Below are 20,578 nucleotides of genomic sequence, written 5' to 3' on the forward strand. Positions count from 1 at the left end.
GATGTGAGTCAAGCTTTTTTCTTTTTGCAATTTACTGACCGGCTTGAACAGTTGCAGGAGGTGCAGGATCATCACCACCGCCAGAATCGGACAGTGCTACACCAATTACGACTGCTGCTGCACCAACGGCCAAGACCGTTGCGGTTATACCACCAGCGGAGGCTGCAAAAGCCGTGTCAATGCCAGCCGCTTTACCGGTTTCTTGGCTAGCCGCTTCAACGGAGGCTTTTGCCTGCTGTTGATTCGCATTGGACTGAGTGCTGGTTGATGCATTGTCTGCCGCGAGCGCAGACAGGCTTATAAAGCCCGATAGGAAAATTGCCGCCAGTGAAAATTTCATAATTACTATCCCCAAAGCGCAACATATAGTTATTGATATGTATGTAAGTATAGATGGAGATAGAAAAGGCGAAGGACGTCTTGAGTTGAGTCTTGAGAATGAGAAGGAACGGTCCTGGGTCCTGGGTCCTGGGTCCTGGGTCCTGGGTCCTGGGTCCTGGGTCCTGGGTCCTGGGTCCTGGGTCCTGGGTCCTGGGTCCTGGGTCCTGGGTCCTGCAGGCAGCGTTCGCTATACAATCACGAGCTGGCAAGCTCTTGCTTCTGCTTTTCCCAGGGCCTGCCCTTCCAAGACCCTAGTTCCCGCTCTTTCTAGGAACTAGGATCTAATATCTAGGAACCGCTTCGCTATTAATCCGCCCCAAACAAATCGCGGGTGTAGACTTTGTCAGCGACATCAGCCAATTCTTCGGCCATGCGGTTGGATACAATGACATCAGAAAGTTGCTTGAACGCTTCAAGATCCGTCATCACTTTAGACTGGAAGAATTCATCCTCTTGCAGCACTGGCTCATAGACGACAACCTGGATCCCCTTGGCCTTAATGCGTTTCATGATGCCCTGGATAGAAGACGCACGGAAGTTATCGGAGCCTGCCTTCATGATCAGACGGTAAACACCAACAACCTGTGGTCTTTTGGCGATGATTGAATCAGCAATGAAGTCTTTACGAGTGCGGTTGGCATCAACAATCGCGCCGATAATATTGTTCGGTACCGATTGGTAGTTCGCCAACAGCTGCTTGGTATCTTTCGGCAGACAGTAACCACCGTAACCAAATGAAGGGTTGTTATAGTGGTTGCCAATACGAGGGTCGAGACCGACACCTTCGATGATCTGACGGCTATCTAAACCATGGGCTTCTGCGTATGAGTCCAGCTCATTGAAGTAAGCCACACGCATGGCGAGATAGGTATTTGAGAAAAGTTTAACGGCTTCAGCTTCAGTAGAGTCGGTATACAGTACCTGAATATCTTCTTTCACTGCACCTTGAACCAGCAAGTTGGCAAACACTTCTGCCCGCTCGGACTTCTCACCGACAATAATTCGTGATGGGTGCAAGTTATCGAACAGCGCACGGCCTTCACGCAGGAATTCCGGCGAGAAAATCACATTTTCACAGCCCAATTCATCTTTAATACTCTGCGTGTATCCAACAGGTACGGTTGACTTAATGATCATGACGGCCTTTGGATTAATCACCATCACATCTTTGATCACAGCCTCAACAGAAGAAGTATTGAAGTAGTTAGTAATTGGATCATAGTCAGTCGGCGTTGCAATAATCACATATTCAGCCCCCTGATAAGCCCACTCTTTATCGGTCGTCGCCTGAAGAGCCAGCTTTTTTTCTACCAGATACTGAGAGATTTCTTTATCTTCAATGGGTGACTGCCCATCGTTAATCAAATCCACTTTATCTTGGATGATGTCTAGCGCAACTACCTCATTATGCTGTGCCAAAAGCACAGCGTTTGACAGGCCTACATATCCTGTGCCCGCAACCGTAATCTTCATCACTCAACCTCAATAAATTCAGCAAAAATCGCAATATCAACCCTTGTCCTGATATTGCTTCCTACTTACTGATCTGTATATTCTAGTGGAAACGATAGTACCCCAGTAACATAACAGAACATAGTGATGGTTTTGCTTACATTACATAATGATGTGCAGAATCAGACCGTGGAGGTTTTTTGCTCAGCCGTAATAACCACCTCACAGTCCGGATTCATGGTACGAAGCAAAGCGGCGAGTCCAGTTTGAGCACGATGATCGCCATGAACAAGGTGAATCTTGTTAGGCCCTCGTTCAATATTAGCGACAAATTGGATCAAGTCGGATTGATCAGCATGGGCTGAATACCCAGAGAGGTTATGTATTTTTGCCTTTACATCGATAATCTTGCCATTTATTTCCACCTTTTTCTCTCCACGAGAAAGGGCATAACCCAGTGTCCCCATAGCCTGATACCCGACCATAACCACATCCGTACTGGATTCTGGTAGCAATGCTTCAAGGTAATTCAAAATGCGCCCGCCGCTACACATGCCACTGGCAGCCACCACAACAGCAGGCTCTTTCGTCGATAACAAACGGTTGACGAGGGATTGATGCTGATGGTGAGAGTCCACAGTAATGCATTGCTCGAATGACAGTGGATGACGCCCAATATTTTGCCGAGCAATGGCTTCTTTCTCCCAAAGACGATAAAACATTTCGTACTGCTTGGTGACTTCATCCGCCAAGGGAGAATCAAGAATAATCGGTAGCTCCTGCCACCTCATACGCTCTGAATTGACTTGCAAACTGGGTGAAAATGTCTCGGCAATTAAACTTTCGATATCAAACAGCAGCTCTTGGGTACGCCCAACACTAAAAGCCGGGATCAATATCGCCCCACCATCAAGCAATGACTGTTCAATGATACGTTTAAGGCTTTCACTTCTTTCAGTATGCCGCTGGTGCTGACGATTCCCATAAGTGCTCTCCAGCACCAATATATCCGCTCGCTTGGGCGATTCCGGATCCACTAGCAAAGGCGTATTCGAAGGGCCGAGATCACCTGAAAAAACGACCACTTGGTCATCAGGCAGTACCACTTCAACATAGGCGGACCCCAATATATGCCCTGCTTGGCGAAAATAAATCGCGAGCCTATCACCATTAGGTAAGATCACTGGTGCTTGGCAATCGAAAGGGACCGGCCGTAACTGGCTTTTTATAAGGGAAATAAACTGACTACGCTGAGCTTTATTCAGGTTAAGCTGTATTTTCAACCCATCATCAAGCATCAATGGCAGCAACGCCGCCGTCGCTTCTGTGGCATAAATCGGCCCTCGAAAACCTGCGGCCAATAGCCAAGGAATTCGCCCAATATGGTCAATATGGCAATGGGTCAGTACCAAAGCCTGAATATGTTCCATCGGAAAATCGATATTCAATGAACGAGGGGCTTCACTGCCTTGAAACAGGCCGCAGTCAACTAATATGCCATATTCCCCCCACTGCAGTTCATGACAAGAGCCAGTCACCCCCTCATATGCGCCGTGATGTACGATATTCATATGCCAGACCTTTACAAAAATTCATAGCGATAATGACAAAAAAAAGGTCACCTGCACTATGTGGGGTATTATGATTAGCGTTACCTCGCAAAAATAAATGCAAAAATGCATTATAAATCAAGCAAATCAAGACATGGCCGAGTACTATCTTATCAATAAGATTTTGTTCTATAACATACAATTACGATTGAATTGCTCTTAAGACTTCTGTAAACACAGAATTCTTGATAAAATTTCGTAAGACCATCACAAAACAACACTAGTAGTATCCAATGTTTGCTGACTTTTTTTTCGTTTTTTTCTCGTCTTTAACTGCATTATTTTTGTTACGAAAGTTTGCCAAACGCATTGGACTCGTCGACAACCCCAATGCAAGGAAACATCACCAAGGGGAGGTGCCTCTTGTTGGTGGTATTGCTATTTGCATCTGTCTAGCTCAATACCTTTACTACAAGCCTGGTATCTTAAATGATTCAGGCCTATATGTTTTCTGCATTACTACTCTAACCATTGTTGGCGCAATAGATGATAAGTTTGATGTTGATTTCAAACTGAGAATGTTGTTACAAGGGGCACTCTCTATATGCATGATCTACTTTGCAGGGCTTGAACTGCATACCCTAGGTAACTTAATCGGGTTTGGCGATATTGACTTAGGCATATTTGGTTATTTGATCACAGTGTTTGCGGTCATTGGTGCAATCAACGCATTTAATATGGTGGATGGTATTGATGGGTTACTTGGGGGCTTGTCAATAGTAACCTTCGGGTCATTGGCTTTCATTCTGGACTACGAAGGCCAAAGCAACTTAGCATATTTACTAATCATTGTAGTTATTACGATTATCCCATACATTTTATTAAACTTGGGAGCATTCGGTCGACGAAGAAAGGTCTTCATGGGTGATGCCGGGAGTATGTTAATTGGCTTTACCGTTATTTGGATGCTTCTTTTAGCGAGTCAAAATGGAACTAAGTCCCCACTAAGGCCTGTAACCGCTCTTTGGCTTATTGCCATACCGCTAATGGATATGGCTGCTATTATGATCCGTCGTATTAAACGTGGTGATTCACCATTTAAACCAGATAGAGAGCACTTACACCATATATTTCAACGTCTAGGTTTAAACTCTGTACAAACTTTAATAGCCATATGTAGTATGTCTACTTTATTTGCTATCTTTGGTATTTATGGTGAAATGCATGAAATTCCAGAATATGTTATGTTTTGGCTTTTTTTATTTGCATTTGTAATTTATTTTCTGGTTATTAACAATGTCTGGAAGATAACAGCCTTCCTAAGAAGGTTTATACCGCAGCAAAAATAAAAAAAGCCACCATATACAATGGTGGCTTTTTGCTATAAAAAATTACTGCAATATAGACAAAATTTCCTTAGTCATCTCTTTCATCAGTGTTGTATTACCCTTCGATTCAACATTTAATCTCACGACAGGCTCAGTATTTGACATTCTCAAATTAAAGCGCCAATTTTCGAACTCGAGTGAAATGCCATCCGTTTCATCTACCGCAATGGCATCTTGCTCAAATCGCTCTCGGACACGTTGAATAGCTTCTGCTGGGTTTTCTATTTTTGAATTTATTTCACCAGATGACGGGTAAGCTTCAATACGCTCTTTAACCGTATCAGATAACTTCATTTCTTTAACCGATAACAGTTCTGAGACCAATAACCAAGGTATCATCCCACTATCACAATACGCAAAATCACGGAAGTAATGGTGTGCACTCATTTCTCCACCATAGACGGCGTCTTCCGTTCGCATACGCTCTTTAATAAAGGCATGGCCAGTTTTAGACATGATAGGCTGACCACCGGCACTCTTGACTACGTCAATTGTGTTCCAGCTAAGTCGAGGGTCATGAATGATTTTTTCACCTGATTGCTTTTGTAAAAATGCCTCTGCTAGAAGTCCTACGATATAGTAGCCTTCAATAAATGAGCCATTTTCATCAAACAAGAAGCAACGGTCAAAATCCCCATCCCAAGCAATACCCATATCAGCGTTATGTACTATTACAGCATTTGCCGTATCAGCTCTGCACTCAGGAAGTAATGGGTTAGGAATGCCATTTGGGAAATTACCATCAGGCTCATGATTAATTTTCACGAGTTCAATTGGCACTCTCAAAGATTCAAAACGTTTTTCGATTTCATCAATAACATGACCAGCCGCTCCATTGCCAGCATTTACAACTAATTTTAGCTTTCGAATATTATCCGGCTTGATATACCCCATCAAGTGATCAACGTAGGCTGACAGGTTTGATTGTTGACGGTATTCACCACGCTTCTCTATAGGTGGGAATTGATTCTTCTCTGCCAACATCTGAATATCTCGAAGACCGGTATCCCCACTGATCGGCTTAGCATCCTCACGGACAAACTTCATACCGTTATAATTCACTGGGTTATGGCTTGCTGTTACTTCTATGCCTCCATCTACACCCAAGAATTTGGTTGCAAAGTAGATTTCCTCTGTTCCAGTCATTCCGAGATCGATAACATCACAGCCGGAATCTAACAAACCGTCAGACAAGGCAAGCTTCAACTCTTCAGAGCTCAGCCGAATATCCCCACCAACTACTACTTTTTTAGGCTTTAAATGCTCACCAAATGCTCTACCAACTCGATAAGCAATGTCCGGATTAAGTTCATCACCTAATCGTCCACGTAAATCATAAGCCTTAAAACAAGTTAATTTAGACATAACACGTTACTTCTTAAAAAATTGAGGAATCTTTGAAAAGTTTTTCCAAAATACAGCTAAAGGCCAAAACAAATGATTAACTGTCAATGCTCGAATATCTTCTTTCGTTTTCTGGATTATATTACTAATACTTCGATTACTCGCTCCACCAACACGCATCTTGATGGTTACTTTTTCTAAGTATTTCATGGAAGCATTATTGCACCACAGATAACGTAGCAAAGAATCGTAATCTGCTGCTATTTTATAAGATAGATCAAAGCCCCCCCACTGTTTATATCGTTCCCGCTTCATATAAAACGTTGGGTGAGGAGGCATCCAGCCAAGCTTTAATTTACTTTTTTTATACGGGCCACTTTTCCAAAAACGAATCACTTTGCTTGTTGATTCTTGGGATACATATTCCAAATCACCATAGACAGCATCAACATCTCCAGCTAGAAACTGATCGACAATATCTTGTACAGCTTCCGGGTATGCAAAAAAATCATCAGAATGTAAAAAACCAACGATATCACCTGTAGCTGCATTGATCCCTTTATTTAGAGCATCATAAATACCTTTATCAGGTTCGCTAATTGTGATTGAAACTCTAGATGACTGGGCTTGGATGACTTCTAGGGTGTGATCAGTCGAGCCCCCATCAACAATAATATATTCGATATCCGGGTAAGTTTGCGCCTCTAGAGAAGCCAATGTATCGTGAATTGTTTTTGCACTATTATAAGTAGCAGTAATAATACTAACTTTCATTTTTAGTACCCTACGCCATAATCTTCAATACGCACAATATCATCTTCCCCTAAATAAGTCCCCGAGCGGACTTCTATAAGTTCTAGTGGCAACTTACCGGGGTTCTCTATTGAGTGAGCCACGCCAATAGGAATATAGGTAGACTCGTTCTCTCCCACTAAGAATGTGTTATCACCCTGACGAACACGAGCAGTACCAGCAACAACAACCCAATGCTCAGCTCGATGGTAATGCATCTGCGTCGCTGTTTTCTGACCAGGCTTCACCATCAAACGCTTAACATGAAAACGCTCACCATCGGCAATCGCATCATGCGAGCCCCATGGACGATAAACCTCACGATGTTGCAAGTGCTCAGGCCTGTTTGCAACTTTAAGCTGACCTACAATACCCTTAACGTCTTGGACTTTGTCTTTGTGAGCGACCAAAACTGCATCTTTTGTTTCCACTACCACTAAGTTATCGACACCCACCGTCGCGACCAATTTGTTTTGAGAATAAACATAGCTGTTAGTCGTTGACTCCATCAGCACATCGCCACGGATCGCATTCCCCTGCTTATCCTTGTCGTTAACCTCCCACAGTGCAGACCACGACCCCACATCACTCCACTGCGCATCCATCGGCACAACGACTGCGTCCAAGGTCTTTTCCATCACCGCATAATCAATAGAATCATCAGGACAAGAAGCAAAAGCGTCAGCGTTCAAGCGAATAAAATCAAGATCTAGCTGAGAGCCAGCTAATGCCTGACGGCATGCCGCCAACATATCCGGACGATGGGCATCTAACTCAGCCAAATAACGCGAAGCGCGAAATAGGAACATACCACTGTTCCAATAATATTCATCGGTGCTCAAGTAGGCTTGCGCTGTCTGTAAATTAGGTTTCTCGACAAAAGCAGCCACTTCAAAAGCAGATTCGGAGACAGGAGCCCCTTGCTGAATGTAGCCGTAACCTGTCTCCGGTGCGGTCGGTACGATCCCAAAGGTCACCAACTTGCCTTCTTTTGCATGGGGAACCGCTTGGGTAACAGCATCAGAAAATGCTTGATTGTCCTGAATGACATGGTCTGCCGCCAACACGAGTAAAAGAGGATCATCGCCATTTTGTGTGGCTTGCAAGGCAGCCAACGCAATTGCCGGTGCCGTGTTACGACCAACTGGTTCTAGAATAATTCCACTGTGAGCCATATTGGCTTGGCGAAGCTGCTCAGCCACAATAAACCGATGTTCTTCATTACAGATAAACAACGGGGATTGGTGCGGAAGTGCAGAAAGACGACTGACGGTTGCCTGCAGCATAGTTTCCTGACTAGCTAAAGCAAGAAACTGTTTGGGATAGTGGGTACGAGATAACGGCCAAAGACGGCTACCTGAGCCGCCTGCCATAATTACTGGTAATAGCATATCATCAACAAATTCAGGTTATTGAAAGTACAGCTTAGTATTGACATGGACATCATCGGCGTGAAGTAACTCGTCGATGTCAAACCACCGGTAGTGGCCGTGCTGCTCTTTGGGTAATTCGGATAATGCAATCTCGGCTTCTAAGCTATAGCCAAGAACAACATAATGAGTAGTAAAATCGGTGCCCGAAAAATTATCGGAATAAAAGTGCTCGTAGGAACCGAGGCTCTTTGCCTGCGTAAGGCATCTTTCTATCCCTAACTCTTCCTTTACAAGACGAAAAAAAGCCGCGGCCATGGTCTCGTCTTTGCAAATACGTCCGCCGGGTACAAACCAATACCCTTTAGCTGGTCGGTTCAGGCGCTGCCCCAGCAGCACCTGGCCGTGTTGATTGCGTACAATCAAATCGAGAGAAACCAGCGGGGTATGGGCAACAACCTGTTTGAATAACGCCGTCTCCAAACGTTGTACCATATTTCCCCCTTAGGCTCTGAAGTTATTCTGGTTACCAAGGAACCACTGATAAGTGTGTGCCAGACCCTGTTCGAGTTCGACACTGTAGCGCCAGCCGAGGTCTGCCAAGCGGCTTACATCCATCAGTTTTCGCGGTGTACCGTCCGGCTTGGTGCTATCGAAGACAATGTCACCCTCGAAACCAACCACACGGGCCATGGTTTCTGCCATCTCACGGATTGTGCAATCCACCCCCGTACCTACATTGATGTGCGATAGCATCGGCTCTGTATTAGACTCATACAAATCAGTCGACAACTCCATCACATGGATAGAAGCCGCTGCCATATCATCAACAAACAGGAATTCTCGCATCGGCTTGCCGGTTCCCCACACAACCACTTCCTTGTCGCCACGAAGCTTGGCTTCATGGAAGCGACGCATCAATGCAGGGATAACGTGCGAATTATCAGGGTGGAAATTATCATTCTCACCATAAAGGTTTGTCGGCATGACACTGCGGTAATCACGGCCGTACTGACGATTATATGATTCACATAACTTGATACCTGCAATTTTAGCAATCGCATATGGTTCATTGGTGGCTTCCAGTGTTCCAGTCAACAGGGCAGCCTCTCTCATTGGCTGCTCGGCTAGCTTAGGATAAATGCAAGATGAACCAAGGAATAGTAAGTTCTGCACACCAGACTGGTGAGCAGCATGAATAATATTGCACTCCATTACCAAGTTTTCATAAATGAACTCAGCCGGATAAGTATTGTTGGCATGAATACCCCCTACTTTAGCTGCCGCTAGGTAAACCTGGTCAATATTTTCTAAAGCGAAAAACTCAGACACCGCCTGCTGACTAGTCAGATCAAGGTCTGAGCGTTCACGGACAACCAGCTCAATGTCATCACGCGTCGATAGTTGGCGGACAATCGCTGAGCCAACCATTCCCTTATGGCCAGCAATAAAAACACGCTTCTTACTCATTGTCGTCCTCGTTACCACCTAGGCCGTGAGCATGAAGAAGAACACGTTGTTTAGCTTCAGCAAAACTTGATTTGTTTTCTAGGGAAATTGATACATCAAAGCCATGTGACTTAAGCAACGCATGCTGCTTAGCTTTGCTAAGATCGGCCTCAACCATTTCAGCGCACATCTCTTCAACAGTGATTTCTGGTACCCAACCAAGCTTCTCTTTGGCTTTGGTCGGATCACCCAGCAAGGTTTCCACCTCTGCAGGGCGGAAGAACTGAGGGTTAACACGAACAATTACATCGCCAACCGAAACATAAGGAGCAATGGTCTTATCAACGGCTGTTACGGTCGCGATTTCGTCGATACCGTTACCGCTGAACTCAAGCTCGATACCTGCAACCTTTGCCGACATACGCACATACTCGCGCACTGAAATCTGTTTACCGGTTGCAATAACAAAATCGTCAGCAACATTCTGTTGAAGCATCATCCATTGCATTCGAACATAGTCCTTAGCATGACCCCAATCACGCAAAGCATCCATGTTGCCGAGTTCTAGACAAGTCTCTAGCCCATGGGAAATATTGGCAATCGCCCTGGTAATTTTACGCGTAACAAACGTTTCACCACGACGTGGTGACTCATGGTTAAAAAGAATACCATTACATGCATACATACCATACGATTCACGGTAGTTGACAGTAATCCAATATGCATACATTTTTGCCACAGCATAAGGAGAGCGAGGATGGAATGGTGTAGTTTCCCGCTGAGGGATCTCCTTCACTTCACCATAAAGCTCAGAAGTGGAAGCTTGATAGAAACGCGTTTTCTTTTCTAAGCCATTAATGCGGATTGCTTCAAGTAAGCGGATAGTTCCCATCGCATCAACATCGGCCGCATACTCCGGCGATTCGAATGAAACAGCAACATGAGACATCGCACCTAAGTTATAGATTTCATCTGGCTGAATTTCCTTAACCAAACGGATCAGGTTAGACGAATCTGTTAAATCCCCGTAGTGCAAATGAATATTATCATTGCTATTACATACAGCATCAACACGCTCTGTATTGAAAGAAGATGCTCGACGTATCAAACCATGTACTTCATAACCTTTTTCCAGAAGAAACTCAGCTAGATAAGAGCCATCTTGGCCGGTAATACCTGTAATTAAAGCAATTTTATTATGCATATGTATTCTCAATTAAATCAGTTCAGCGTAAACAGCAAGGGTTTCTTGGAAGCACCTATCCCAAGAAAATTTAGCTGATTGCTCCAAGCCAAGGGCTTGAAGCCTAGTTCGTTCCTGGGCAACAAACAAACGGTCTATCAATGTTCTAAATTCATCAACATCCGCTGAGCGAGCTAACAAAGCTGCGTTACCTCCAACTTCAGGGATAGAGGAGCTATCCACGGCAACAACGGGGCACCCAGCTCTCATAGCTTCAATCACGGGAATCCCGAAGCCTTCATAGCTGGAAGGATAGAACAAACAAAACGCGTTATTGTAAAGAATATTCAATTCAGAGTCATCTAGTTTACCTAACCACTCGAAGCGATTAGGGAGGTAAGAATGAAGCAATTTAAGCTCACCTTCATCAAGCTCACCTCCCCCAACAATTGCTAACTCTAAATCTGAAAAAGAAGAAAGAGCTTTGACGGCCATTTCAAAATTCTTATAGCCTTTCCTTGCTCCGATGAAGACAACTTTACTCGTTGCCATTCTGGACTCAGATTCAAGCAAAAAGTAATTTTCTGACACACCATTGTGTACAACTCTAATGCGATCCTCAGAAATACCGACAAACTCCTGAAGATCCTTCGCTGTGTTATGAGAAACACATATATTGATATCAGAATTTCTTACTGCACGATTTTTTTGCCAAGAGTGAACAGCTAAGGGGATTCCTGTAACGAATTTCTCGTAAGTAAAGTCATGAACCGTCGTAACAACATTGATATCTTGTTGTGAAGGAAGACGGTAATAGCTCGAGTGAAAAACATTTTTATGCGAATTCAGTTGAGAACTCAATGGTAGATCAAAATAACGCTGATACTTCTTAAGTCTCTCTGTTAAAATAAGATGTTCAACATTGTTTACCTTACATCCAGATAACAAGTTATTGAAATAAACCGTTATCCCACCGTGCGACTGTAGATTATGAATGATAGGATCATAAATTATCATTACTTTTATCACCTAAATGGTCTGGGTTGATGGATATCAACCTCATAAACCAACAAAACAAAATGAATGGTAAAATATAGAAAGAATGCCTAATAAGCTCAGATACAAACTCAAAAGAGTAGCCTCTCATAACAAAGAAAATGGATTTCATGGCTATGAGGCATAGAGAAAATATAAATATACTCCTCCAATTTGGCACATCAGGTCTTATATTAAAAAATAAAGAGTAACACCAAAAAACAATCGGAGTAACTAAAATAACACCTAAAAAACCAAAATATAAGTATAATTCAGCAAGTAAACTACCACCTAAACCAAACCCATGCAGCCCTGCTGTAGGATTAATATATTGAGAAATCACTTCAATTACAGAGTTATAGTTGACGGTGATATTTAATTTATAAAACAATCCATAAAATGGTGATATAAAAAACCTCAAGATATGTTCAAGAAAGTCAGAGTAACTAAGCACACTTGAAAACATTGTAGACAAAGGGACGATAATAAGACTGGTCCCCTGATCTCTCAACAAAGAAAATAGTACTCCACTAGCAGCTTCTTGTCCTAAGCGAAAAGATGCCATAAACTGAACAATATAAAGTAAAGTTATACCTAATAAAAATAGAGGTAGTAGCTTTACAACGTTAAGCTTATGCTGCTCAAACTTCTTACCATACAGCCAAATAACAACAATAAAATTAGTTATAAATTCAGCTCGCCCCCCCTGTAAGAGAGCAAATACACTAATAAATAAAAATAAGGCTGAATATATAATAAAGTTTTTATGAGAATTAATCGATGATAAGAAACAGAAATAAATAATAGTTGACAGAGTAGCTACAACTCTAACTACAAAAGGAACCTGATTGAGCACTTCGACATAATTTGACTGAAAGTATATATAATCAAATCCAGTAACTCTCAAAATTATAATATACTTCGCAATATAAAATAAACTAGCTGTTAATGCACAAATCTTCAAAAAACCATAGTTACTATTATTTTCAATCTTTTTTATACGCGTATATCTTTTTTCTGAAACCAGAAACCCGGTCAATATACAAGCGAAAGAAAAACATAGTAAAAGAACGTTCTGCTGATAAAGAACCTCATCTTCCACCCGCATTGGAAAAAAGAAGGTAAACTCTCTAACATTAAAGTCAGAAAATAAGTCTATTAAATATCTAGATACATAAAACAGTATAAATGTCGAATATAACAATGCGTAAAAACTTAAAATGCCAAATTTTTTAATAAGCGCAAATAATACTAACATTGAGTATGTTATAACCAACACTCGAAAATCAAATCCGAGATTTAACAACCAAAGTGATAATAAGAAAAGACCAAAAAACAGACTAAAAACGCCTGAGCTTAACCTTATGCGTTCCTCATTATATGCCTTACTTAAAGATCCCATTCATAAAGCCTTTTAACTTATACCAATAAAATCTCTTTTCCTTTTTGACAATCATTGCCAATAAAGTTCTAGACATCACTCGTGATAATTCAATATATGGAATATAATTTAATTTTGATGAGTGCCTTTTACAAATTTTAGAATAGCCAATTGCATAATTATAAAATTTGTGACATTGCTTATCGTAATCTATATCAGCATACTCTAGGGGATGCATAACATTAAGTTCTGGTGAGTATAGTGGCTTATCGCCATTAATGAACAACTTTAAGAGTAAATCGGTTTCCTCTGAACCTCCATACTTAGCACCAGCACCAAACATTTCATCAAAACAACCGACTGTTTCTACAAGCTCACGTCTGATGACAACAGATAGACTTAAACAAATAGAAAATAACTCAAAGGCACTAACATACTTCTCAACAGTAGGGAATTTCCTACCACCGTATGGACGGTTACCTTCTGGAGCAATAGTAATAGGGAAAGAAACAATATTATTGGAATTAAGTTTCTTTTCCAATGTCACAAAATCAAATCTAGAATAATCAGCATCATCATCTGAAAAGAAAACAAACTCTCCTGAGGCCTTACTCAAGGCTATATTTCTAGCTTTAGATAATGGCAGTTTATCCGATTTTATATGTACAATATTTATCGAATAGTTTCTCAGCAATTCGTCATATTCATCATTAGTTTGATCTACAAAAATAATCTCGAATAATTCGTTATCTAATGAATTATTCTCTAACGATGATAAAAAACTTGAAAATTCAGGGATCCTTCCACCCTGAGATGTAGAAATAAAACTATACTTCATTTTTTAACCTTAAAACATTACTCCAAAAGTTCGCAGGCACAAATTCAGAGAAAACATTAGAATCTTCGTAAACAAAGTCAGTTTCACTGTTACAAACAGTGAGGTATTGTTTAATTACTTCAGATAAGTCTCTCTTTACTGGGTAATAATTATTAAACCTTGAGAAAATCTCAACTTGTGCAGGAATTTCTGTCGCCACTACTGGTACGTTTAATGACAAGGCTTCAACAACCACCAACCCAAATCCTTCCCAAGCAGAAGTCATAAGAAGCAACTTTGCACCTTTAACAATTGGGAATGGGTTTTTCAGAGCGCCAGTAAGAATAACGTTATCCGTTAAACCAAACATTTCGATATCTTGTGAAATTTTTTCTTTATCTGGTCCATCACCAATAATGTAGTGTCGGAAATCTGGCTTGATTTTCTTAAGCTTAGCCAAAGCCTCTATCATAAAATCATAGCCTTTGGCATTACAGAGTCTTCCTACAGATACCGTATAATCACCTTTAGGCAAACTATAACGTTCTTTTCGGTTCGACTTTTCTTGAATGCTGTCTATGTTTATACAATTATACAGAACTTCAAAGTCGCCATGCTCACCATACTTTTTTATATAGCTTTCAAGAGCCGTCTTACTAACGAAAATAAGTTTAGAGAACTGATTATATGTCCCTATTGAATGCTTAAATCTGGGATCTTGTCTCGTTAAATCTGTATGTATCCAGCATACTTTCTTTGAATCAAGAAGCGAAACTAGTCGACAAGATTGATTTTCTAAGAAAGAGATTACTAAATCACTTTCTACTGATATATCTAACTTCTTTGCGATAAACTTAGAGTTAAATATTAGTTTTTTGAAAAAGAACCTCGTTCCCCTAAAAAACAAACCCTTTTTTTGGAAAGAGTTAGGAAAAACTGACTGCAATTCAACCCATTCAGGAAGGTCAGCTTCAAGTTTTCCTCCACCATGAATAGTTACAACTTTTAATTTCAAGTTTTCAGGGGCACATTTTAGCATTTCGACCAAATAGGTTTCTGCTCCACCTATATCCAAACTATCAATCACAAACACGATTTTTTTCAAAAACCACCTCTTTTGAAAAATATGTATATAAAATAATATTGAAAACTTGAGGAACAACCAATAAGACAAAAATATAGGTCATATCTATTATTTCAGGCTTAAAAAAGTATAGAACGAGAAATACAGCAAAGTTAACTATATTTATAGCCATAGTTTCTGTCATCTTCCCTAATGCAAAAACAAGCCTGCTTATAGGTTGCTCTATGACTACAACCATATAATATATAGATAGCAAAATAGCTATATACATAAAGTTGTTCATATTTGAAAAGTCTTTTAGTTCAAAATATTGAATCAGCTCATATAAAAAAAGAAAAGATAAGATCAAGAATGCATAAGTTAAACTCGTCTTAAGTATCGTTCTGAATAAGTATTGACGAATACTGAGCAAGCAAGCCGATTTAGATTTGACCTGTTCTATGCAGTTAATAACAAATAAATTATTTTGCGGAGTAACGGCGATTAGCAAGATTGCGTTCAATATTTTACTTGCAAAGTTATATGTTGTTAGATATCCAGGCGATAGAGCCATTAATAAAGCAGGGAAAATAAGGTCTTTAACTGAATAACAAATAGCGCCAAGTTTAAGTTTAGAGGACTCAATGACTAAGGGCCGATCAATATAAAACACACCTTCCATTATAAATTGCTTTCTCAGTAAGAATAAAGCAAATAAAACAGAAACAAACATTGATACGGTTAGCAATATGTACTCAACATCAGGTACATCATAAAATGCTAACAGCAACAAAGTTCCAGATGCTCCATATACTATATCTGTAAAATACATTTCAGGTAGCTTAGCCAAAGAGTGCAGTACTCTCTTTAAATAAACCTGTACTGAAATAAAAACAAAAAACAGGGAAAATTGCCTTATTTCAAGCCAAATATGATTGTCATATAGGATATCCAGGCCAATACTCGGCAATACAAAAATAGCCAACGCTACAGCTATTGATGCTACAGTATTTAGAATTAAACTATTAGTGATTATCTTATTTTTTTCCTTGGAGGCAACTATCTTAGGCATAATTGCTTCCCAGTAACACTGAGGAATATAAGAGAGAAAATTACATACCGTTAATGAAAGAAAAACTATATCACTATTATGAGTAAGGCCATACTTAGATGTCACAAGCACGACAATCAAAGTCGTAATGACAAGTGATAGCCCAGAAAGAATAGATAGTTTCATTAGATTCTATTTAAGAAGTAAGACTTAACTTTTGGATATTTGACCAGCTTGAACTTAACATAACTGAGCAAACTTCGTATCTTTAAGTATAAACCAATATTTAAACCCGCTCTTTCCTTGAAATAGAGAGCGGTACCTTGATGATTATTTATTAACAGCTCAGAATATTTTTTTGTCAGCCCATCATCAAAATATACATGCTCAAGTATACTTTGGTTTATGCCAACTTTTTTCCATTTCTTTGCTATTCGATTCCACACAACTTCTTCAGTTATAAATTTTTCACCATCAATTTCTGGAAATAAATTTTCTTTTAGGGCCTCTGCTCTAAACACATCGACTTTATCGCCATGAATGCCATATTTGTAAGTTAAGATAAAGTGCCTTTCAACAACTTCATTATATGGAAACTTTTCAGGTAATATTTCACCGTTCTCATTTTGGCAAAGAAAGGAAACACAGCCTACATCTTGATTACTACTATATTTATCCCACCCATTATAAATCTCTTCAATAAAATTGGGTAAACATATATCATCACTATCAACAATGACAGCAAGAGCTGTAGAAACTAAAGTAATTCCGTGATTCACTGCACGATGCTTTCCACCATTAACTTGCTTAACATACTCTATCTCATATTGACTAGCTTCAGTGATCCATTTTTTACACGTTTGCTCCGTTTCATCGCTAGATCCATCATCAATGATTAACCATTTAAATGAATAGCATGCCTGAGCATCAAGGCTTGTTTTCAACTTAGCGAGTAAATCAGAACGGTTATATGTTGGTGTTATTACTGTTAGTATAGAGTTTCTTTTATTCATTTCTATAAACCAAAAATTTTGCCCATATTTTCATATGGGCACAGTTCAAAGCTTCATGAAGGAATTATTTTTTCGCCAAATTATAGACACGGTTCATCAATACTAGGAAAACGCCAAAAATAAATCCTAAAATAGCACCCATCAACAATAAAGACAGTTTCTTAGGTGTGGTACGGAATGCCGGTGGAAGAATAGGCTCTACAAGTTTATATGCACTAAATGATACGCTATCATTAAAGCTTTGCGATTCAAGAATAGATAATTTTGAAGTGACATTGATTAATCGTGGCTCAACAATCGAGAAGTCTTTTAGACTTTCAAGTATTTTAATTTTTTCCGCTATTGCTTTTGTACCGAGGTTTATATTAAACAAACCCGTATCTTGCAAGTTTGCTAATGGTCTTTCTTGTTCTGCCGCTTTTGCAACAGCTTCTGAATAGCGTGCTCTTTCAAGCATAAGCGCTACTTTCTTTTGAGCTTGATGCAATAGAATTTGATGTTGATTATTTAGTTCTTTTGTCTTTACAGACAGGAGCGTCTTTATATCGTTAAAAATCTGAACTTTAACTTTTTTATTAACAAAATCAACGTAGTCAGACAATATTTCTGCGGCACTTTGGGAGGTGTTAGATCGAAAACTTATCACATATTCAGATTTCGTATTCATGCCTGTTGGCCTGCTTTCGATATTTCCTAGCCAACTTAAAATATACGCACCATCCCTTTCAATCGATAAGTCATCGAGTACATTGGAAAATTTTTCGTTTGACTCCAAAAACTCCCGTTTAGTGATTGCAGCATTAAAAGTGTCAACATAGTCTGCAAAAAAGTTTTTCGAGTTGACGTATTTATCTAACTGACGACTTATAATGATACTGCCATCATCCTGGTAGACGTCAAAAACAGGCTGATACGCTTTTACTGATTCCTGATATTGCCTATTTTCACCACTATCTGCTTTAGTGATCAATGCACTCGAAGTCCACCACTCTTGTGCAGTGAACATATAGGCAATAGATAGCATAACACCAATAACAACCGTGCTAACGATGACTAGCTTACCCGCCCATAATGTTCTAACAACCTCTAGAACGTCAACATCATCATTATCATTTTTACTCAACACTGAAGCTCATCCATTTGATTTATAAGGAAATTATATTTAAATTAGGCACGCTACCGCCCTCGGGTAAAGCTCCCGATAAGCAGGTGCGCATCTAAATCTAACGCCCATAATACAATACTTGATTGGAACTTAATAGAAATCATCTTAGTAGCGTATTCCTACCTATGGCCTTTAAACTTCAACTAATTGATTTTGCTTTATACACAGAATATCTCTACAGCCTTAATATTGGCGATTGAATTATCGCTTTATAATTCAATGTATAAAAATCAGCCAATATGAAATTGAAACAACGAAGGAGTAAATAATACAGATTCATAATAAAGCATTCCTTTTTAAAATATACATTATTCAAATTAATATTTATAACTACAAATAATGATGTTGCTAAACATAAAGGCATGCCACGAACTATTTCCAATTGTATCTCTGTGAATCAAAATACCTACAGCTTCTTCGCCCAAGCTGTTGCAGACTCATTAATCAGCTCATAAGCAAAGTCGAATGCCTCTCGGCTCTGACGGTAAGGGTCAGGAATATCTTTCTGACCTATCCACTGACCAAACAGCATTGTTTTACCACGTGCTTCTGGGGCAATGTTTGTTACGGCTTCAATGTGGCCTTTTTCCATTACAAGGATCAACTCATATTCTCTGCACAAGTCGCTCGTTAGCTGCTGAGCAACATGCCCTTCAAGGTTGACACCATGCTCAAGCGCCACTTCAACGGCGGTTTTGTCTGCAGGTTTTCCTACCAAAGCACCTACACCTGCAGATGCGATATGTTTGTTTGGAAGATGGTGCTTGAGCAAGTATTCACCAGATGGAGAGCGGCAGATATTCCCCACACAAACAACCAAGATCTTGTTAAACATATTGTCCTTCACTCATTTAAGGAAAACCTATCTAAGGCTACTGCCTCTAGACACCATTCCGTACTATAACCAAAAATTAACTGTGGGCAGTTTACAGGATATGGAATAGCTTTGCAGCCCTAAGAAATCTGTCCTTACACCAATAAATGCATGATGAACTGCGCATCTAGCTGATTTACGAAATTATGCACAATTCACAAAAACATTAGCGATTTAATGACGTAAAAGACAAAATCACCAAAGGAGATAACCATCACAAATCAAACACTTAAACGTAGGTTAACAACAACTCAAATACCAATTGACAGTTCTTCTAAGTCCTTCAGAAAAGCCAACAACAGGCTTCCAGCCTAGCTCTTTTCTAATTTTGCTTGCATCAATGGCATACCGTGTATCATGCCCCGGTCTATCAGAAACATAAGTGATTAAATCTCTGTACTTTTCAACACCTACCGGCTTATTGGGTGCCAGTTCTTCCAGAATGTTACAGACTGCTTTTACAAGGTCTATATTTCTTACTTCATTATTCGCACCAACGTTATAAGTCTCTCCAACCTTTCCTATCATCAACATGGCATAGAGGGCCCTTACATGTTCTTCACCGTGCAACCAGTCACGTATTTGCTGCCATTACCATAAATGGGTAATGGATTACCTTTAAGCGCATTAGAAATCATCAGCGGAATTAACTTTTCTGGATGCTGAAATTGTCCATAGTTATTAGAACAATTGGATATGACAATAGGAAATCCATAGGTACGGTGCCAAGCACGAACCAGATGATCACTATAACCAAAGCAAAAAACGAGTTCGTAAATTCCGCCCTTTGTTTGTCCACATTCTAGGAATATCACACTAATCCAATTTTAAGTTTATGATATCACACAGCCAAACTTGTTTATTGCTCATCACAGCCGCAATGAGCATGCCTAAAACGACACCCAGTGAATTTGCCAACAAATCAAAAACCGAGCACTCACGCCCGAACCAAGGCTGGATAAGTTCAATGACACCACTGAACAGCACAATAGCAGTACAATGCTTGTAAAAAGCACGCTTGGTAGAAACAGCATATGCCGCAACAATGGCAAACACCGCGTAAGCCATGAAGTGCTGTACTTTGTCGATATGGGGTATCGAGACTAACTCCGGGCCGGTAGATTTAAGTGAGATAAACAGGATCAGAGCAACGTAAAGCAATAGAGGGAGTCTTTTTAGCATAGGTTCTGGGTTCTGGGTTCTGGGTTCTGGGTTCTGGGTTCTGGGAATTTTGACGGGGGATGAGGAAATAGTAAAGCGGGAAAGCGGG

Annotated in this window: 19 protein-coding genes and 1 pseudogene; 1 reads left to right on the forward strand and 19 read right to left on the reverse strand. The window is 40.2% G+C overall.

The window, feature by feature from the left end; translation table 11 throughout:
- Nucleotides 1-31: 31 nt before the first annotated feature.
- The 3 genes from L4D79_RS18110 to L4D79_RS18120 all read right to left on the reverse strand — a co-directional run bounded on the left by L4D79_RS18110 (nucleotide 32) and on the right by L4D79_RS18120 (nucleotide 3,404).
- Nucleotides 32-340, reverse strand: a complete 309-nt coding sequence (locus L4D79_RS18110; protein WP_428652960.1) for a hypothetical protein — start codon at nucleotides 338-340, stop codon at nucleotides 32-34.
- Nucleotides 341-687: 347 nt separating this feature from the next.
- Nucleotides 688-1,854: a nucleotide sugar dehydrogenase gene (locus tag L4D79_RS18115; protein ID WP_428652961.1), complete on the reverse strand. Its 1,167-nt coding sequence runs from the start codon at nucleotides 1,852-1,854 to the stop codon at nucleotides 688-690.
- Nucleotides 1,855-2,015: 161 nt separating this feature from the next.
- Nucleotides 2,016-3,404: an MBL fold metallo-hydrolase RNA specificity domain-containing protein gene (locus L4D79_RS18120; protein ID WP_428652962.1), complete on the reverse strand. Its 1,389-nt coding sequence runs from the start codon at nucleotides 3,402-3,404 to the stop codon at nucleotides 2,016-2,018.
- A 272-nt stretch (nucleotides 3,405-3,676) separates the two neighbouring features.
- On the opposite strand from L4D79_RS18120, the gene wecA reads away from it, so the two are divergent.
- Nucleotides 3,677-4,732 carry a UDP-N-acetylglucosamine--undecaprenyl-phosphate N-acetylglucosaminephosphotransferase gene (gene wecA / locus L4D79_RS18125; RefSeq protein ID WP_428652963.1) on the forward strand — a complete coding sequence of 352 codons (1,056 nt, stop codon included), beginning with the start codon at nucleotides 3,677-3,679 and terminating at the stop codon, nucleotides 4,730-4,732.
- A gap of 42 nt (nucleotides 4,733-4,774) precedes the next feature.
- Here the strand turns inward: wecA and cpsG are convergent, their stop codons facing one another.
- The 16 genes and pseudogenes from cpsG to L4D79_RS18205 form a co-directional block, all read right to left on the reverse strand.
- Nucleotides 4,775-6,136 (reverse strand): phosphomannomutase CpsG, encoded by a 1,362-nt coding sequence (gene cpsG, locus L4D79_RS18130; protein ID WP_428652964.1) that lies wholly within the window; start codon nucleotides 6,134-6,136, stop codon nucleotides 4,775-4,777.
- Nucleotides 6,137-6,142: 6 nt separating this feature from the next.
- Entirely contained in the window at nucleotides 6,143-6,889 is a 747-nt protein-coding gene (locus tag L4D79_RS18135; protein WP_428652965.1) for a glycosyltransferase family 2 protein, read from the reverse strand.
- 2 nt (nucleotides 6,890-6,891) lie between these two features.
- Entirely contained in the window at nucleotides 6,892-8,298 is a 1,407-nt protein-coding gene (locus L4D79_RS18140; protein ID WP_428652966.1) for a mannose-1-phosphate guanylyltransferase/mannose-6-phosphate isomerase, read from the reverse strand.
- Nucleotides 8,299-8,316: 18 nt separating this feature from the next.
- Nucleotides 8,317-8,772, reverse strand: coding sequence for a GDP-mannose mannosyl hydrolase (locus tag L4D79_RS18145; protein ID WP_428652967.1), 456 nt, complete (start codon nucleotides 8,770-8,772; stop codon nucleotides 8,317-8,319).
- 9 nt (nucleotides 8,773-8,781) lie between these two features.
- Nucleotides 8,782-9,747: a GDP-L-fucose synthase gene (fcl, locus tag L4D79_RS18150; RefSeq protein WP_428652968.1), complete on the reverse strand. Its 966-nt coding sequence runs from the start codon at nucleotides 9,745-9,747 to the stop codon at nucleotides 8,782-8,784.
- Nucleotides 9,740-10,930: a GDP-mannose 4,6-dehydratase gene (gmd, locus tag L4D79_RS18155; RefSeq protein ID WP_428652969.1), complete on the reverse strand. Its 1,191-nt coding sequence runs from the start codon at nucleotides 10,928-10,930 to the stop codon at nucleotides 9,740-9,742. The genes fcl and gmd overlap by 8 nt, the downstream gene beginning before the upstream one ends.
- Before the next feature lie 12 nt (nucleotides 10,931-10,942).
- Nucleotides 10,943-11,926, reverse strand: coding sequence for a glycosyltransferase family 4 protein (locus L4D79_RS18160; protein ID WP_428652970.1), 984 nt, complete (start codon nucleotides 11,924-11,926; stop codon nucleotides 10,943-10,945).
- Nucleotides 11,913-13,346: an O-antigen polysaccharide polymerase Wzy gene (gene wzy, locus L4D79_RS18165; RefSeq protein ID WP_428652972.1), complete on the reverse strand. Its 1,434-nt coding sequence runs from the start codon at nucleotides 13,344-13,346 to the stop codon at nucleotides 11,913-11,915. Before wzy ends, L4D79_RS18160 begins: the two co-directional genes overlap by 14 nt.
- A complete protein-coding gene (locus L4D79_RS18170; RefSeq protein ID WP_428652973.1) occupies nucleotides 13,330-14,163 on the reverse strand; it encodes a glycosyltransferase family 2 protein in 834 nt (277 codons plus the stop codon). Before L4D79_RS18170 ends, wzy begins: the two co-directional genes overlap by 17 nt.
- Nucleotides 14,153-15,247: a glycosyltransferase gene (locus L4D79_RS18175; protein WP_428652974.1), complete on the reverse strand. Its 1,095-nt coding sequence runs from the start codon at nucleotides 15,245-15,247 to the stop codon at nucleotides 14,153-14,155. Before L4D79_RS18175 ends, L4D79_RS18170 begins: the two co-directional genes overlap by 11 nt.
- The gene (locus L4D79_RS18180; protein WP_428652976.1) at nucleotides 15,222-16,277 is read right to left on the reverse strand and encodes a hypothetical protein; all 1,056 of its coding nucleotides are present in this window, start codon (nucleotides 16,275-16,277) and stop codon (nucleotides 15,222-15,224) included. Before L4D79_RS18180 ends, L4D79_RS18175 begins: the two co-directional genes overlap by 26 nt.
- A gap of 164 nt (nucleotides 16,278-16,441) precedes the next feature.
- Entirely contained in the window at nucleotides 16,442-17,269 is an 828-nt protein-coding gene (locus L4D79_RS18185; RefSeq protein WP_428652977.1) for a glycosyltransferase family 2 protein, read from the reverse strand.
- A 64-nt stretch (nucleotides 17,270-17,333) separates the two neighbouring features.
- The gene (locus L4D79_RS18190) at nucleotides 17,334-18,395 is read right to left on the reverse strand and encodes a Wzz/FepE/Etk N-terminal domain-containing protein (protein ID WP_428652978.1); all 1,062 of its coding nucleotides are present in this window, start codon (nucleotides 18,393-18,395) and stop codon (nucleotides 17,334-17,336) included.
- 445 nt (nucleotides 18,396-18,840) lie between these two features.
- On the reverse strand, nucleotides 18,841-19,269 hold the full coding sequence (locus L4D79_RS18195) for an arsenate reductase/protein-tyrosine-phosphatase family protein (protein WP_428652979.1): 429 nt from the start codon (nucleotides 19,267-19,269) through the stop codon (nucleotides 18,841-18,843).
- Nucleotides 19,270-19,548: 279 nt separating this feature from the next.
- A pseudogene (locus L4D79_RS18200) lies at nucleotides 19,549-20,057 on the reverse strand (dTDP-glucose 4,6-dehydratase); the annotation flags it as partial.
- Nucleotides 20,058-20,124: 67 nt separating this feature from the next.
- A complete protein-coding gene (locus L4D79_RS18205; protein ID WP_428652980.1) occupies nucleotides 20,125-20,490 on the reverse strand; it encodes a VanZ family protein in 366 nt (121 codons plus the stop codon).
- Nucleotides 20,491-20,578: the final 88 nt, after the last annotated feature.

The sequence above is a fragment of the Photobacterium satsumensis genome, assembly GCF_050336935.1.
In the GTDB taxonomy this organism is placed as follows: Bacteria; Pseudomonadota; Gammaproteobacteria; order Enterobacterales; family Vibrionaceae; genus Photobacterium; species Photobacterium satsumensis.